The organism is Bacillus cereus group sp. BfR-BA-01311 (assembly GCF_022664295.1).
In the GTDB taxonomy this organism is placed as follows: domain Bacteria; phylum Bacillota; class Bacilli; order Bacillales; family Bacillaceae_G; genus Bacillus_A; species Bacillus_A cereus.
In genome coordinates this window covers 1-17,834 of the sequence record NZ_JAKUHC010000004.1, presented here as the reverse complement: position 1 = coordinate 17,834, position 17,834 = coordinate 1, and the positions used below count along the sequence as shown (strand labels likewise).

The window sequence follows — 17,834 nt, the reverse complement described above, 5'->3', positions numbered from 1 at the left end:
CGTTTAATTCATCCGCTAATGCATCCACCTTTCCATTTCTTTTTCACCAAACTCTTCTACGGAATTTTCACGATAATCTTCCGTCATTCGTTCTATTGAATTGATTCAACGAAAACTTAATGAGTATAAGGAAATTAGAGATTCATTGAAAAATGAAATTGGAATTTTTGGTATCCGAAAACATAAACGTGAATATATAGGAGAGAAGCGGAAAATTAATGGGTAATAAACATCCAAATACAACGTGGTTATTGAATTACGCTTCTAAAAAAAGAAGAAAACGCAATATCGACTGAATAAAGTAATACAGTTAATGATTAAAGAAGGACAAAAAATTAATTTTAATTCAGTTTCAGAAAAAGCACGGGTTTCAAAAGCATATTTATATAGAGAACCCTTAATACAGCAGGCTTTGAACATTTTTATTTTAAGAAATAGAATTTAAATCATAATGATACATATTAAAATCTTTTGCAAATACCTCTTGAACCAATTGAATCGTTTCTTTGTCATAAAAACTATCATAAGTAGGTAATCGTGGGAAAATAGGGTTTGTAATATCAGCTTCTGCATAAACTCCTTTGTAAATCATCTTACTCGCTTGATAATGCCAAGATTTTGATAATAGATCTAATGGTGATTTTTTTAATTTATACTCCTCTTCTAGTTTTGAAATACCTGTGTTGAAATTTTCTAGATAAATATAGTTTGTAACAAATTCTTCTTCTCCCTCGATATATTGTTGAGTATAGTGAGGGTCAACCTCATCCAATTTGGTCATATGAGCTTTTAGGTAATACAAAAATAATTTAAAAGAAATTGGTTTGTTGCATGTCTCATCCCCATAAAGGAATGATCGAATAGGCCTCCATGCAGGGTGAGAAATATTTGGAGGAGAAATGAGAGAAGTAAAAGAACTTACTGCTCTTCTATAAGGGTTTCTTACTAATTTATAAGTATCCTTTTCTTTTATTTGTAATGCTGTAGCTACTTGTATTAAATAGTTTGTAGAATTTTTATATACATCATACTCATAGTTATGGATAAACGAGTCATATTTTATTGCTTCTTTAAATAAATTTATTTGATAAAAAAACCAATGTGCTAGTGAGGTGCAACCGCTTTTTTGACTCCAAAACAAGATAAGAGGAAAATCTCTATGAAAATGAGGTACACGCCCTTGCTTGAGTATAAAATTATATAGTTCTGTATGATCCATTTTGAACCTCCAATCTTATATACCAAAAACATAAAATATTTTTAATAAGCGATAACTAGCTTTAATCCACTAACACCAATAATGATAGCTAAAAATATTTGAAGAGGCTTAACGGGTATCTTAGTGGAGAATTTACTACCAAGTATGACACCTGGGATAGAACCAATGAGTAAGTGAATTAATAAGGGGTAATCTACGTTTCCTAAGTTCATATTTAATACGCTTGCAACCGTTACTAATAAAAAAGCATGTGTAATATCTGTTCCTACTAATTCGGATGGTCTCAGTTGATATAAATATATCATTGCAATAGCGAATAAAGAGCCTGATCCAACAGAAGTAAGTCCTACGATAAAACCAAGTATTGCACCAATAAGAATTGTTAGGTTCTTTTTTTGTACCATGGTCTGTTTTTGGAAATAATTTTGGGTTGATTCATTATAGAAAAATGTTTTTATACAAATAGAAATTGCCGCAAGGATTAAAACATATCCTAATATATATTTTATAATTCCCTCTCGATTATCATGAAAAATTGGTAAAAAATAAATTGTTACTACTGCAATAACCGCACTAGGTATACTCCCAACAGCTAGATATTTTACTAATCTAAAATTGATGGTCTTCTGTTTCCAGTGTTGGGATATTCCAAACATTTTAGTGATAGAATTATATACTAGATCTGTTCCAACAGCTACAGAAGGACTTATACCTAATGTTAGAAGAAATGGAGTCAGTAATGCAGCTCCGCCTATCCCTGTTACTCCAACTAATATTCCTATAATAAAACCCATTAATATAATAGAAATATTCATTATATTTATCCTTCCATACTAAGAGTTCTTACTATTCGTTACCATTTTTAAATAGCTGTGTTACACATAATTGGTATTTGGTAAGAGATATCATTTCTCTTATACCCATACACGCAAAAAAAGATTAACTAAATGGAAAAATGGTAACTACTCATACCATTGTATTAAAATAATCCTGTAAAGTTACTTAATTTTATGGGTGACATTTTAGTGTATTGAAAATAATTCATATATGTCTAAAATTTCTCGACATATTGAACCTTATTAGGGAGTACAGCTGATACATATGAAAAAATTGTATTATAGAGAACATTTAAAAATTCATCTGAACAATAAAAGAATCTTGTTGTATTCCAAAAAATTTTCCATTAAGTGATTTCTTTTTCAATATCAATTCCCTCTTGGTTTACTAATACAGTATCAAATTTAAGGACTTTTAAATTCCCTATCCCACGATATGGTGCATCTCGATTAATACGTATTCCATATTTATACAAAAAATTATTCGATACAAATTTAGTGACAGGTGAGCGTATTCTGCGTAAGTTAAAAAAAGTTTTCATAACTGATTTTGTAAAAGTTTTAATTCTATTTTCACAGTGTCTACACATTCAATTAATCGTTGATGTATCATGTCTGTCATATCTTTATTATAATATTGAAAAGCGTATAAAATTCTCTGTAAAACTTCCTGTAAAGCCTTTTGATATTCTGTTTTATTTTGTAAAAAACCATAATTTTTAGATACAGTTATGAGATGTGTCAAATCTTCGATACCTTCTAATAGTTTCATATTTGATTGTAATTGTTGACCAGAATGAATACGAAAAGAGCTTAATGGTTCTGATATATATGTTAAATTTCCTTTTGATAATAAATGAATCCATGATGCCATATCTACACAACAGTTATATTTTCTTCCATTTAAAGATCCGAAAGCTTCTGTTAAATGTTTTTTTTTGAATAATGGTGTAGTGGGTTCCCCGATATAATTGCAACAATTCATTAACATTTGATTTCCTACATCCATTCCAGATAATTTGGTAGTAATTTCGCTTAATTTAATATTGATAGGACCATCAGGTATATGTTCCCCCTTTTCATCAATCAAATTCCTATATGATGTTACAAGAGAAAGACTTTTATCTGTTAAAAACAAGTCCATCATTTTTTGTATTTTATCTGGATGTAATAAGTCATCATCCATTAAATAATTAATATAGCCCCCCGATGCTTTTTCAAATAAAAGTAAGCCATTTTGAAATTGCCCCAAAGAAACAGCATTTTGAATATAAACAATATTTTTATATACAGGTAAATAAGATCGCTTAATTAACTCTTGAGTTTTATTGTCATTACTATCATCTCCAATAATAATTTCAATATGTGGGTACGTTTGTGCTAACGCTGAATCTAAAGCTAATTCAAAATAATGAGGCCTGTTGTATGTGGGAATTAAAATAGAAACAAGTGGATATGTGTTAAGGATCATATAAATCACTCCCATTTTTATTATAAACTTATGAAGTATGTTTAAATATCTATTCACAATATTTTAGATTAAAGGCTTTTTTTCATCCATATTCCTAAAAAGGTCACAATCAAGATAGATGAGAATGTTTGCGGGGAAGTTATTTTTGTTATAATTCAAGGAAATATATCTTGAATTAGCGTCAGTATTTTTTATAAAAAACTTATTTTAAAATTAGATGAAAATAAGAGATGATATTATGGATGTTCATGTGAATTTTTCATTTTCGGGGTATTACTTATCAAATGTTAAAATATAAAAATCTATTATAGGAGAATTATGTATGAAGAAATGTGTACAAAGATAGAGGGATTAATATCACTACAACAATTAAAAAATGTCCTGATAACAAACGGCTTCACTTCCAGAACAATTTATCGGAATTAAGGAAATGCTAAACGATTTGAATAAAGTTCCTAAACAAATGATCACTGAAGATATGCGCGAACAGATTGAGCGTGGACTTATGCATTCAATGCAAAATAAAGAGGAAATATTAATTTCATACTATCGTGACGGAATAGTTCACGACATGTACATAAATGTATTACATATTAATCCAATGATGCGAACTGTATATTGTACAGATGCATTTAGACTGAATACGGAATTTAAATTCGATGAATTAGTAAATATATATTAAAAAAGCCATCCAAATAGGACAGCTTTTATTTTTGTACATAAAACTATTCTTTTGTGAAAATATATTTAACATATACATTTATCGTTCAATAATAAGTTCTATCCTTCACTAATATTGGATATACTATTTATACATCTAGAGAATCACCACATGAGGCACCTTCAGCTGGGGAAGGTGTCTTTATTATTTTTGAGTCATATTGTATGTAGTAGATTCATATAATTAAAATGCCGATACTGTAATATAGAAAAAGACTATTCCTCCCATCCAACCAGGAATGCTCTTTTTCCATTTCCTTACTTCACATACACATAGGCTTCACTTGCTGTTACATAGTATGTTTTTCCTTTGCTATTATGCACTTTATATTGCGGTGAACCATTTACATTTACTTTCGCATCAATTGTAAATCCTAATCCTGCATCTACAGAACCAGCCACATCTTTATCCTGCCAAGATGGAGCATCATAGAAACGTAGATTGTTAACTTTTGAAACAACACGCTTTCCAACAATAGAAGAATCTACTGTGCTTTTCTTATTAAACTTCACATAAGATGGATCGTTCTTAATCCACTGATTTCCACCAAGATTTAACCAACCATCCTTTTCCGCCCACACAATATAAGATTCAGGTTTGTTTAGTTGACGAATTTTAGAATAGCTTGTACCTGGTCCTTTACGTAAGTTCACGTTGTAACCTTCAATATAGGTGATACCGTCTGTTACTGCTGTTGGTACTTCCGATGGTTTAGATGGCTTCTCAGGAACAGAAACATCTACACTAGAATTATTATTTGCTCGTTGTACATCTGCTCTAAATTGAGCTTCCGAAACGCCATGAGATTTTAAGTAATCAATTGGATCTTCATGATCCGTACCGCCTAGGTAATGAGTTACATCGCTATGTGTCCACAATCCTTTTTCTACAGATAACCCACGGACACGTAAGATTTTGGCTAGTAACTTAACGTATTTGTCATAGCTACGTTTGAATTTTGTATAGTCCGCTGTTTCGCATAACTCTACATGTACAAATCGTTTATTCGCAGCAGGACCGCCACCATAAGCAATGTATTTTGTATCAGCAATTTGGATTGTTTCGTCCCAATCGACTGCATAGTGAACAAATGCATTTCTCCATGTTCGAGACTCATATTTTTGAATATTAATAGCTGGAGCTTCTGGAGTTGCTGTAGAATGTGCTACAACGCCCTCATAAGCGCCTACACCATAACGGTATGGTTGTTTTGGTAAATCAGGAATAATAAGCGTTCTATCAGCAAAAGCACTTGTAGCAAAAGAACTAGCAAGTACTAGAATCATAAGTAACGAGGGAATATGTTTCATGGTCTTTTTCATTTAGCATCAACATCCTTTTTCATAATTTTTGTATGGTCAAATAATCCACTCGCTGACAGTCCAATGATGATTCCTTGAAATACATTTGTTTTGATATCTCCGCCCATAAATAAAACGCCTAGCATAATGCCAAGCGTTAAATTTAGTAACGGAACATATTTTGTTTGTAATCCGATTGTTTTTCCAATCTGCGAAAGACCAACGACAATTCCAATCATTACAGTTATTTCAAACATTACATACCACCTCCTTTCATTAAGATGGTGAGAATGCCACCAACGATGCCACCCACAATGAGACGTAAGATCCAAGTTGTATTGGCGCTTATCTTATCTAACTGTTTGTTGATATTGATAATGTCTTTTTCGTTACCCGTTGTTCGCATTTCTAAACTTTTAATCTCTAAACGAATGTCCTTGATATCTTGTTTTATTTCTTGAACATCGCTTCTTACTTCTTGTAACCCTTCCACCTTGACCACCTCATTTCAAAATAAAAAGAGAGACGATTATTCGCCCCTCTTTGAGTTGATTTTATAATACTTTACTAGAAATCAAACCTTTAACGATCACTTTTCCTTCGTATAACGTTTCCCAAATCGATTCTACTTTATTATCTGGTCCTTCATAGATACCAAAATTCAATGAATTATCCTCAACACTCTTCCTGCTATAATAATAATTCGCCATTTCCTTTACTGACTCGTAATATTGAAGATTACTAAAATCCATCCAACTCATATCATAACTTATAGCAAATTCAGGACTTTCAACTGCTACTTCATATATGAAATGCTCTTGCTGTTTATTTTCATACCTTTTAATGTAATTCTCTGCTTTTTTTACTTCGTCCCATAAATATACTGATTTAATACGAGAAGGTAATGAAGGAAACTTGTCCCTTCGTACATCTTCAAAGATTTGTTCTTTTAAGTATTGGGAGTACTTGTTTGAATCGGACCTGAAATATTTGTAATCACATGTTGTGAAACCATATCTAGGTTCTAGGTTTACTCCTTTTTCTAACTGAATAGATGAAACATGATAAAAAATCCCCAATTTGTCTCCTCCTAAAATTTATATCTAAGGATATCTTATCATGATTTGATATTTCTTCTTTATAATAAAATCCATATTTTGTGCAAAATAAAAACAGTTTATGGCTGCTCTGGTTTTTCACTTATTAATTTTTGAACTAAATCTGTTAATGTAGACACATCGTTTGTCAGTGTTGCAACCTGCTCTTTTAGTTGTTTATTATCACCTTTAACAGTAGTTAACTCTTCGTTAAATTGATGATACTGCTGTTGGAAAGCTGCAATAAGAATAGAAACAGTATTATATAAATTGATGGCCCGCTTCTCTTTATCTGTAAATATAGCATCCGTATCGTCTGCAATCATACCAAAATAGGTTTCAATTTCTTTTGTTGTATATGGTTCTGTTTGTTCCTCTGGTTTGTTCACGCGCATTTGATACAGATCATACATATCGTCTTTAAAGTTGTATTGTTTTATAGCCAAACTCATGATTTTATCAAGAGCTGAGAAAGGAATATCTTTTATATTTTCTTTCATATTTCTAGCCGATGTAGTCTTAAAGGCTTTTGCCCACATATTTTGAGTAGCTATCGCATCCTCTTGCGCATATAGCGTTCTTAATTCTATATCTTTCCATCCCTGACCCATCATATCTTTAATCTGCAAGCCATTGTTATAACCTTGTACAAAACTTGACCTTATCATTGCATTACCCATGATTAAATCATGATCGGTGGCGCCGTTTAAGAAATGTATTTTATAGTCACTGCCTTTTCTTTTGAAAGTAAACTGTCCCCAGTTATTTGTAAAAGCATGAGGCTCCGTTGTGGTCACGCTGAAGGAACCAGATCCAGATGTCCATCCTTCAGATTCTATCTCAATATTATTCAAAGATTTTAAACGTAACTTCCCATCTGCATATATGTCCATATGACCACCATCATTTTGCATTTGAATATATGATGACCATATATTGTTCCCTTCAGCGTTTTCTCCTTTAGAGATTCCAAATTTAGCCCAAGCTTTAGAAGGTTGTTCGAATCCATTGATTCGCGGAGTCGCTTGATAAATATAGAAAGCTCCTGCACCCCTGTATTTAATATTGTCAGAACCAAGGACGAGTGAAGGTTGAATACTTCCATCTGTTGTCTCCATAAACCCAAGATAAGCACGATTAGCGCCACTTCCATATAAAGTCATATCCTGTGCATTTAAGCGGATGTGGTTACTATTAGAACCCTGTGGTGCTGTTTTGATAGTAACTCCTACTAATTCTTGTGCTCTTAAGTGTTTTGCTTCAATGTATCCGTCAAGATAAATTTTCCTAGCCTGAATCAATACAGCTTGAGCTGTTTGGTTAATTGCGGAAGCTATTTCACCAGCTTTAATTCTTGTGCTAATTTCATTACTCATTACAGATAACTGAGAACTATGAGATTCTACAATAGCTTTGCTTCCAAATGTACCGTCCGCTTCTGTTTTCGTGTAAACATTTGTAGCTTCTGCCTTTAAGTCAATTCGGTTAGATTGCTGATTAATTGTCGTCTCCATTTGATTGACTTTATTGTTGAAATCACTAGTAGCTACTTTTTTAGCAATCTCACCAACTAGAGCATCATAGTTTCCTATATCTTTAGGGTTTTCCATGAATGTAGAAGGAGTTGACCCTTGTTGTAACATTGGTTGAGAAACCCACATTCTACCGTTTTTACGTACCCAAATCTCTGCTCTAATATGAGTTACGTCTTTGTTTGGCATTCCTAATTTAACGCTTACGAATACCCAAGAGCCGTTTACTAATAGTGGCTCAAGCTCTGTTTGTACGTGGTCTAGTGCTGTGTTACCATTCCACAGTTGCATTTTAATGACTCCGCCTTGTCCTTCAAACAATGATTTATTGTCTGTGTAAAACCATGCTGAGTAAACATATACACCACTCCTGCTTGTCACAGGTATTATTTGATTAATTCCCGCATATACAGGATCGGTTTGTCCTGTCTTCTCAATCTTTGCAGAGTTGTAGCCGTCATGATGTCTCGCAACATCTACAGTTACTCCAGCAGGAACTATCCATTTATCGAAGCTAGGAGTACGACTGGTAATTGCACCGGAGTTCTTATCTATGTCTCTCTTTTCAAATGCAGTATTAAGTAACATATTAGTAGAACCTAATCCTCCTACATAATTTTGCATTTGAGTCTCAGAAACTTTAGATTTAATCTGATTATTCAACTGTGTGATATCACTCGTGTTTTGTTGAATAATCTCCCCTTGTTTACCTTGCGTTTGAGATAACGTTGTGATGGTTTGTGAATTAGAATCTGTAGTCTGTTTAACTTGATTCAAAGTGGTTTGCATTGTACCTTGGTCTTTTTGTACCGTCGAGATTGTTTGTGAGTTCGTATCTACTGTTTGCTTAATCTCATTTGTTGTTTTAGTAAAATCAGCTTTAGAAGTAACTTCTTCATTGGCTGACTGCCATGTAGTTCGTATGTTACCCTCTTCAAATTTAGCATGATGTGAGTTTAAATCCCCCTCAATATTACGACCGGAATAGTAAAATCTAATTAAAGTTATATCCTTATCTTTTGTTTTGAACGTGACTGATAGAGGTTCATCTTTATAATCTACATTAATCTTTAACGGTGAATCTGCACGTACAGATTTCCATTCTTGTTCTCCATCTGCATACGTTATTGCTGTTTCAACACCAAACCAAGGATTTGAATTGAGTTTCGTCATTTTTCCAGTAAATAAGAAAGAAATAGTGAACGTTTTGTTTCTGAAATTAATCTTATCGGAAAGAGTCATTTGTTTACTGTCTGACCAGGTTCCAGTTACGTTCTGTTTATTTAACCCTGTTTCTGAACCGCTTGATAGGTTTATTGAACCTACTGAGATATTACTTACGTCGGTTTTTAATTGTGAAATTGTTTGCTTATTAGTATCAGCAGTTTGTTTTATTTCATTTGTTGTTTTTGTCAGGTTACTTGTTGTTTGCTGTATATCGGATATAGTCTGCTTAGTACCTTCCACAGTCGATTCAACTGTATTTAATTTATTACTAATCTCAGTATCTTTCTTAGTTAACGATTCAATAGAAGTTTTAAATCCATCTGCGGTTTGCTCCGATTTTGCCATCCGTTCAGTAAGCTTCCCTTGATCTTTTTGTATATTTTGGATTGTACTTATATTGCTATCTACTGTTTGCTTAATCTCGTTTGATTTTTTTACTATTGTAGCGTTATCCTCGGGTGCTGTTCGCCAAGTGTAAAGTTTATCCCCTATAGTTAATTGAGGTTGACTTTGTTGATACCATACAGTAGCTCCTGTATTGGCTTCTATTTCCGTTCTTATAAAACTCTCTACTACGTTCCCGCTAGTGCCCATCATATCAGCGTTAATAGTAAAGGTTACGCTATAGCGTTTCCAATCTTTATTTAGGTCTGTCCATCTAGTGCCTGAAGCAGAACCCCTAAAGAAAAATACATGAGGTCTTGTTTCACCTGCGGGCAATCCTTTTAAACGAGCGTAAAAGCTGTAATTAACTGTATCGCCCACCTTTAAGACTCCTCGGTTTATAAGGTCTTTAAAATTGTATCCGATACCTGACCAACTTGATTGCGTTTCAAATACAGCACTTCCTTTGAAAACATCTACTGAGATTTTAGCACCGCCCCCCTTTAAGTACCATCTCTCAGGGAAGTTAGCGTTAATTGCACCTTCAAATGTACCTGAATCAATTAGCAAATTAGTTACGTCATCATTAATTTTATTTACTGTAGCTTGCAAACTAGTAATAGTATTGATATTTCCCTCTGCGGTTTGTTTTGCTTCATTAGCAACCTTAGAAACTTGTGACAAATTATTCCCTAAATCCGTAACACTTTGTTTCTCTGCTTTTGATTTGATAGCTTCATTTGTTTGTTCAAAGGATGTACTGATTTCTTGGAACTTCTTGATATTACCTTGTTTATCAGTTTCATAGACTTGTTTACCAACAGTGTTATTATCGATGTAATCTTTCGTATAAACACCAGTTTTATCAGCTTTATCTTTCAACTGATTATCAATCCAGGTTTGATCTACTTTGCCGTTAACCTGATTTTGAACATCCACTATTTGTCCAGCTATTTCTTGCGCTTTACCTTCCACACTTTGAACCTTTTGATTCAATTCTGTTTTAGCTGTTTCAATATCTTCCTTAACCTCTTTAATACTTTGCTTTAATGGTCCTGTATCTGGAGTAACCCTTTGCCATTGACCACCTTTCCAAAGTTTCTGCACCTTATTTTCAGGATCAGAACTATCTATCCACAAAGTTTTTCCATCACGTAAATTCTCAGTAGGAGCTGTAGGTTGTTCGATAATATCAACCATGTTCTGCTCTATATATTTCTGCGTTGTTTCTGCCAAATCTTTTGCCGTTTGACTTTCTTTTTGAGCCTGATCAGCTTTATCTTTAGCATCAATGATGTCTTTGTTTTGTTCCTTTACTTTATTATTTAATTGGTCAAACAACTCTTGCGGAACCTTGTCATACAATGAACTTAGTATCTTTTGATACAACCTTCGCAACTCATCATTTTGATCCACGATTTCACGATAATCACCAAATACATAGTTATCTTGTGTAGGATCTTTAAAAGATTCATCACCAGCAATAGCACGAGCTTCAAGATATAGCTTAGGTGTAAACCCTTCATCTATAATTCGAATTGTATCTCCTTCATTGATTTCTTCATGTGATAAACCAGGTATTCTTGCTATATTTTGTGCATCGACTCCATAAGAAACGGAAGCATTCACAAGCTTACTCATTTCCGTTTTCATTAGAGTTAACAGTCTCTCTGGAGACATATTTTGGTTGTCTGTTTGTGGAGTGTAGAAAGCGAATTTATGTTTTCCGTTCTCATTCCAGCGTTGATAAGCTGCATCATCCACAAGATAAGGAACGCCCTTATTTATGGATGAGATTGTAATGAATTCTCCATTTTCTTTTTTTACAAAACCTAATAAGGCTGTACAAATGCTTTGAGAATTCTCAATACGTTTAATTCCTATTAAATCTTTACCAAAGGTTACTTCTTTTCTTGTATCTCTTCCTCGTTTCTGAACCATGTCCACATAACGGCCAACGATTTTAGACCCAACAACTTCAGCACGATATTGAATTTCTAATTCAAATGAAGCGGCAATTTTCTTAAGTAAATCCAATGGATCAGTAAATTCTTCAATTACCATTGAATGCGCTCCATCATGTTCGGTTTTACCTATTTTCCACTTCGTCCCTTTAAGAGCTATTTCCATACATTGTTTCAATGTTTTACTTTCTATTTTTTGTGGCTCAATAATTCCTGCTTTAGCAAGCTGAATCCATTCACCAGATGCATAAACCATTAATGATCTATCTTTAGAATCTTTTTCCGTTTCTGTAACGACATAAGGAACGATTCTACCGCCACGCACTTCTTTTAATACTAAATTTTGCTGTACAAGTGTTGCTGCGTGATCTGTATTCTCGAATACCCTAAATTCTAGTGTATCGATATTATTCTTAATTTCCCAATGACGTTTATCATCCCAATAGTCTTTATGCTGTACAGCTGAAACGATTTGATTTGTTTTAAAATCAACAACATGTAAGTCTCCACTTGGTGTACTCATCTAAATCGCTCCCTATACGTTAACTTTGCTATTCCTACATTTGCTGGACGTATTATAACTTCATTTTTCCCTCTTTTTATAACAGGGAATGAACTAAATATATCTTTTAGTGCAATTGCATTTGTTCCATTGATTGTTACTAATGATCTTTCTGTGTCTATTTGAATTTTATCTCCTATATCAAAAATATAAGGTGTTACATCTTTATCGAAATGATTAATCTTGTAAAACTTAACGTCTTCAACAAACGCAACTTCCATCGCATCATTATTTCCGTATTTAGTAACTGCTACAGCAATTTTTTTGGGCTTCATGCTTGTATACTTAGACGTCTTGCTTACGTCTATCCAATAATCTAATTCAGTATCGTTATCAATCTCTGTATTCGTTCTGTATTTAGATACTTTAGCAAACCACTTGTTACCCTCGCGCTTCATTGACAAATGACCTCTAAAGTCATTAAATGATCCTTCACGAATACCACCTGTAGATTCGATAATTCTATAGTTATCTTTATTAACTTCAGATTCCATCCAACCCACACCAACTCTAGCATTAATGTTCTGCATAGTATTGTAGTAATCTGTTAAATCTAACATGGTCATAACTTCATCATTGTCTCCTAGAAGGAATACAGCTACAGAACCCATCTGACCAACTCTATTAGAACGTATTGTAAATTGACAATCTAAAATAAAATCAGTAGTATCTTGAGGAATTGCTCTAGTCATTACAGGCCCATGCCATGCGGTACCATTACCATGATCTTCAGCATAGAATGCGTAACCTTGCCATACTTTAAAACTACCTGCAGGCTGAATATAACCGATTTTTTGAGTATACGGTGTCCATTTAGTTAAGTCGGTCATTTCGTCCCATAAAATACGTTCCTCTTTAGATACTACAACCGTCTGTACTGGGACTGGATAACCAAGTCTGAAGTACTCTAGACCGTTCCATACATCCAGAAAAGGACTCTTTGCCCCTACAGTTATATCAATAATTGGATTAGACTCTACAGATCCTTTGTTAATAAAGTTAGACTTTAAGTCACTGTTCTCAATAGCAAGGGTTTTATTTTGTATAGGCCCTAACTTATATGGCATTGGGCAAATGAACGTAAGTGTTCCTATTCCAAGTGTTACAAACTCATCTGGATCAAAACTGTCATCCACAACTGCTAAATATGTTCTATTGGGTTCTACATCAAAAATAAGCTCTACTGGTTGATCTGTTATTAACCAACTTGCAATTTCTTCTTTTAACATTTCTAAATCAGCATCATCAGGAACTATAATCCCTACAGGAATTGATAAAACACGCATTTCTGTTTGTGTATTTAATAATCTTGCTCCTGGATATCCTGGGGTAAGTAGAAAATTCCGTTTCAATGGTGCCCAAGTTGGTCTTTTCCAACCTTTTGCAATTTGGATATACTTTTTACGTTCATTGTTAAATTTGAAAGAGCTCATTTTGACACCTCATTTCTTTATAAAATAAAAGAAACCCAAACCTAAAAGTCTGAGTTTCGTTTTTCTTCTCTTTCTTGATACTCGGTTGTATATCGATAAGTACCACGTGCCACATCTCGTCCATCTAAAACAACAGGAACTTCCACAACTAAATCACCACCCAGCATTGGGGTTACTCCATTACTTGATGAACCAAAAGAATTATTAACTACTTGATTTGATACATTATTTGTCATCGCCTGTCTGCTATTCGACATACTTCCATACACACCACTCATGACAGACTTTAATCCGGATAGCTGATTCATAGAACTAGCCATCATACGGCTCATGTCACCCATTAATTGATTCATAGTCCCTGTAATACCAAGCGATTTTTCTTTCGATGATAAAGGTGTAACTGTGATTGAATTACCCTTCTTCGTAAATAACTCTGGTCCGGCTTCTCCTGTGATAAATGAACCATCACCTACTGGCTTTCCGCCTTTAGCAAGCATTGGTACATGTGGAATAGTTGGAGCGCTAACTCCTGGGATCTCATTCAACAATTCTGCTGGTGTATTAAAGCCATCTATGAATTTATTAATAATACGAATGATTCCGTTGATAGCTGTACGAATACCACTCTTAATTCCATCCCACACGCCTAATACTGCTGACTTCATTCCATTAAATGCACCACTAACAGCGCTTGTTACCCAACGAACAGGAGTCATAATAGCATCTCTTAAACCATTCCAAACTGAAGATGCGGTTGACTTAATACCTTCCCAAATGTTTGAAAGCGTAGATTTAATACCATTCCATACGCTGCTACTTGTACTACTAATCATATTCCAAACAGTTGAAATGGCTGATTTAATGCTATTAAAAATTGAACTAGCTGTGGAAACAATTGAATTCCATAAGCTAGAAAGATAACTTTTAATTGAATTCCATACTGCGCTTGTAGTGGCACTAATTGTATTCCATGTATTTACGATCCAATCTTTGATTGATTGAAAAATCGGTGTGACTATAGAAACTAGTGCGTTCCAGCAAGATTGTAAAAATCCTTTTACTGCATTCCACACCGTCATTGTGGTGGAACTAATAACATTCCATACATTCACAATCCAATTTTTAAGTGTTTCAAAGACAGAAGTTGCAACCGAAACAATACCATTCCAACAACTCTGAAGAAAAGAAACTATAGCATTCCACACCGTTTTTGCTACTGAACTAATAGCGTTCCATACAGAACCAATAAAGTTCTTTATCGATTCAAATATTGGCGTTGCAAAGTACAAAATAGCTGTCCAAATCGCTTGTAAGTATTGAGAAATGAAATTCCATACAGTTTGAACCACTGTAGAAATACCATTCCAAATCATAGAGAAGAAATCAGCAATCCCTTGCAAAATAGGAGTTAGAAAGGCAACTAATCCATTCCAGGTATCTTGAAAGAACGTCGATATTGAAGTCCATACCTCGGTGAAGAAAGTTGCTATTCCTTGTAATACAGAAGTAAGATATTCTACAATTCCATTCCAAATTTCCATGCAGAAATTAAAAATAGAAGTCCAAATACCAACATATGCTTCTAAAATAGCGGTTCCCCAGCTTACAACAAACTCAACTATTCCATTCCATAAGCCTATTAAGAACTCCTTAATTGAGTTCCAAACTTCCGATGTATATTCACTAATACTATTCCAGGTATCACTTGCCCATTGCACAATACCGTCCCATATTCCTACTAAGAACTCTCCAATTGCATTCCAAGCATCAATGGTCCATTGTTTTATAGAATCCCAATTTTGATAAATTAGTACGCCCAAGGCAACTACAGCAGCTACAACCACAGCGATTAACGCTACCCATCCCATCATTGCAGCCCCTATACTCGATATGACGACAACAATTGGTGCTAAAGCCATAAATGCTCCAGCAATTACACCAATAGCTACGGCAATAGCTGCTAATGTAGCTGCTAATTTAGGATTATTAGAAATCCAATCAGCTATTTTAGCAACGACATCAGCTATAACACTAAGAACCGGCTGAAGTGCAACTTGTAAATCCTGCATTGCTTTTTGAAATTTAACTGCTGGGTTTGCATCCATTTTTTTAATAGAGTCATTCAATTTATCCTGTTGTTTTCCAAAATCGACTGTTTTATCTTTCGCTCCTAGCAAAGTATTAATGATATTTTCCCCTTGATCTTCGTACATTGTTCCGAAAAACTTAACACCTAATTCATTACGCTTTGTTTCATCATCAACTTGCGATAGAGCTTGTGCAATCTCGGTCATTGCTGCTGAACCTTCTTTACCACCATTAGCTACAGCTTGACCCCATTTTTGAACTTGTTCTGCTGAAATTTGTGTACCTTCAAGGGCTTCTGTCATTGCTTTATCGACACCTTGACCGAATTCAGCCGCTTTAATACGTCCTTCTTTTAAACCCGTTATGTTCAGTAAAGTACGCAACACTTTACCCGTCCTCAAAGGACCGCTCACTGTCGCCAGTAAGACCAGACTATATCATCATCTAAGCAAAAACAGATCCTAGATGCTCCCCATTTCCACTATCATTCGCTTATAGTGTACGTCTCTCGACTAGTCGTTACACCTTCATCTAACAAATCAAATTTGTACCCTTCTAAATGACGATATTTACTTTTTTGCCTATTAAAATCATCTTCTACAGAAATTTTCTTACCTAATAACTTTGTTAGTAAATATAAACTTATTTTAAACTGTTTACTTGTTACTTCTTTCGTTTCATAGATTGTAACATTACCTAGCTTGTCAGTAACTTTAACTTTTACAGCAGCGGGATTTTTACCTCCTGCAATAGCTTGGCCGTTTCCGTAGTTTGGGTTATTAGCTCCACCTACGTCTATTTTCTCTCTAGCTATTTTTAAGTTTCTTTTGTGTTCTTCTGATTTCTTTTTTCCTTTTAACGCTTGGCTTATATTTAAACGCTCTTGTTCAGTTTTCTTACGTCCGTATATCGGACTTGAATCCCCACGTTTTCCGTACATTCCATTTCTTTTTCCAGAACGAGCTAGACTTTGCTTTCTGCGAGTTTCTTCTGACACAACCACGCCATAATTTGGATGTAACGATCCTTTCCGACCGTACATGTGGTTAAACTTTCCTTCTACCGCACCAAGCCCTCCATCATCTAAATTAACAAGTTTGTAGTTTAAAACATGCTTATATTCATAAATAAACCAAACTTCAGCGTCATAAGCCTCTTTTTCGGTTAAATTATTAGATATGATAGCTACAGCTACCTCAGTTTTGTTTAAAATATTTTTAAAATACCTATTTCTACTTTTATCAATTTGATACGCTCGATTACCACTACCTTTTCCTACATAAAAAGGCTCGTTAGTATCAAGCCTTATCCATTCGTAAATATAAAATCTTCTATCCATACCCTCACTCCTAATACAATATCTTACAGCAATAGAGAGGATTGTTGAATAATTAAAAGTAGTATCAACAGTAAAAATGAATCATCAATTTAAAATAATTAAATCATCTGTAAAAGAATGTCTGTCTAAATATACTAAGTAAATAACATCTTTGATTTATTAAATGCTTGGCACGGTATTGTCTCTATAATAGAGAGTTCCACCGTTTTAAAGGAGTTTTCTATGAATGTCACCACCCATAGGGACAATACTTTATCCAATAAATTATCGATATTCCAAGTACCTGTTTCAACACCAGCCTCCATAATAGCCTGTACTTCTTCAGCGCTATATCCAGCTCTTGTTAACTGTCCTCCATACTCAGCGATAATGTCTAATTGTTCAGGTGGAAATCCCATTTTTAGCAAAGCGTTTGTTAAACCCAGTGCGCCATCTTGCGAAATTCCTAATTCGTTTCCAATTTCATTCGTTTCTTGAATTAATTCAGTAAAATCTATTCCTTCATAGGATTGCGCAATTGTCGCTGCTCCTTTAACAATAGCTGCATTTGCCTCATCACTTACATTCTTATTTAAAGCCCACTGTCTACGTACACCTTCTAATGATGCCTCTGCATCCACACCATAAGCCGTTACTCCCCTTACAGCGGCTTCTACTGAC

At 34.2% G+C, this 17,834-nt stretch carries 13 protein-coding genes and 1 pseudogene; 2 read left to right on the top strand and 12 right to left on the bottom strand.

Features of this window, described 5'->3' with window-relative positions:
• Window positions 1-313: 313 nt before the first annotated feature.
• Window positions 314-445, top strand: coding sequence for a DUF6262 family protein (locus MR136_RS10675; protein WP_242259380.1), 132 nt, complete (start codon window positions 314-316; stop codon window positions 443-445).
• Here the strand turns inward: MR136_RS10675 and MR136_RS10670 are convergent.
• From MR136_RS10670 to MR136_RS10660, 3 genes are all read right to left on the bottom strand, one after another.
• Window positions 428-1,219, bottom strand: coding sequence for a sulfotransferase family 2 domain-containing protein (locus MR136_RS10670; RefSeq protein WP_242259379.1), 792 nt, complete (start codon window positions 1,217-1,219; stop codon window positions 428-430). The two genes, MR136_RS10675 and MR136_RS10670, sit on opposite strands and share 18 nt — an antisense overlap.
• A 41-nt stretch (window positions 1,220-1,260) precedes the next feature.
• Window positions 1,261-2,034, bottom strand: coding sequence for a sulfite exporter TauE/SafE family protein (locus MR136_RS10665; protein WP_150158974.1), 774 nt, complete (start codon window positions 2,032-2,034; stop codon window positions 1,261-1,263).
• A gap of 559 nt (window positions 2,035-2,593) precedes the next feature.
• Window positions 2,594-3,526, bottom strand: a complete 933-nt coding sequence (locus MR136_RS10660) for a glycosyltransferase family 2 protein (RefSeq protein ID WP_242259378.1) — start codon at window positions 3,524-3,526, stop codon at window positions 2,594-2,596.
• Between the two features lie 430 nt (window positions 3,527-3,956).
• On the opposite strand from MR136_RS10660, the gene MR136_RS10655 reads away from it, so the two are divergent.
• Window positions 3,957-4,208, top strand: a complete 252-nt coding sequence (locus tag MR136_RS10655; RefSeq protein ID WP_242259377.1) for a YolD-like family protein — start codon at window positions 3,957-3,959, stop codon at window positions 4,206-4,208.
• A gap of 296 nt (window positions 4,209-4,504) precedes the next feature.
• Here MR136_RS10655 and MR136_RS10650 read toward each other — a convergent pair whose 3' ends face one another.
• The 9 genes and pseudogenes from MR136_RS10650 to MR136_RS10610 all read right to left on the bottom strand — a co-directional run.
• Window positions 4,505-5,569, bottom strand: coding sequence for an N-acetylmuramoyl-L-alanine amidase (locus MR136_RS10650; protein ID WP_242259376.1), 1,065 nt, complete (start codon window positions 5,567-5,569; stop codon window positions 4,505-4,507).
• On the bottom strand, window positions 5,566-5,805 hold the full coding sequence (locus MR136_RS10645) for a hypothetical protein (protein ID WP_000461723.1): 240 nt from the start codon (window positions 5,803-5,805) through the stop codon (window positions 5,566-5,568). The genes MR136_RS10650 and MR136_RS10645 overlap by 4 nt, the downstream gene beginning before the upstream one ends.
• Window positions 5,805-6,041: a hemolysin XhlA family protein gene (locus MR136_RS10640; protein WP_242259375.1), complete on the bottom strand. Its 237-nt coding sequence runs from the start codon at window positions 6,039-6,041 to the stop codon at window positions 5,805-5,807. The genes MR136_RS10645 and MR136_RS10640 overlap by 1 nt, the downstream gene beginning before the upstream one ends.
• A gap of 61 nt (window positions 6,042-6,102) precedes the next feature.
• The gene (locus MR136_RS10635) at window positions 6,103-6,627 is read right to left on the bottom strand and encodes a DUF2441 domain-containing protein (RefSeq protein ID WP_242259374.1); all 525 of its coding nucleotides are present in this window, start codon (window positions 6,625-6,627) and stop codon (window positions 6,103-6,105) included.
• A gap of 98 nt (window positions 6,628-6,725) precedes the next feature.
• The gene (locus MR136_RS10630) at window positions 6,726-12,275 is read right to left on the bottom strand and encodes a phage tail spike protein (RefSeq protein WP_242259373.1); all 5,550 of its coding nucleotides are present in this window, start codon (window positions 12,273-12,275) and stop codon (window positions 6,726-6,728) included.
• Entirely contained in the window at window positions 12,272-13,747 is a 1,476-nt protein-coding gene (locus MR136_RS10625) for a distal tail protein Dit (protein WP_242259372.1), read from the bottom strand. Before MR136_RS10625 ends, MR136_RS10630 begins: the two co-directional genes overlap by 4 nt.
• Window positions 13,748-13,788: 41 nt before the next feature.
• Complete coding sequence (locus MR136_RS10620) at window positions 13,789-16,137, bottom strand: phage tail protein (protein ID WP_242259446.1); 2,349 nt, start codon at window positions 16,135-16,137, stop codon at window positions 13,789-13,791.
• Between the two features lie 182 nt (window positions 16,138-16,319).
• The gene (locus MR136_RS10615; protein WP_157418563.1) at window positions 16,320-17,174 is read right to left on the bottom strand and encodes an NUMOD3 domain-containing DNA-binding protein; all 855 of its coding nucleotides are present in this window, start codon (window positions 17,172-17,174) and stop codon (window positions 16,320-16,322) included.
• 134 nt (window positions 17,175-17,308) lie between these two features.
• Window positions 17,309-17,834 (bottom strand): annotated as a pseudogene (locus tag MR136_RS10610) (hypothetical protein); the annotation flags it as partial.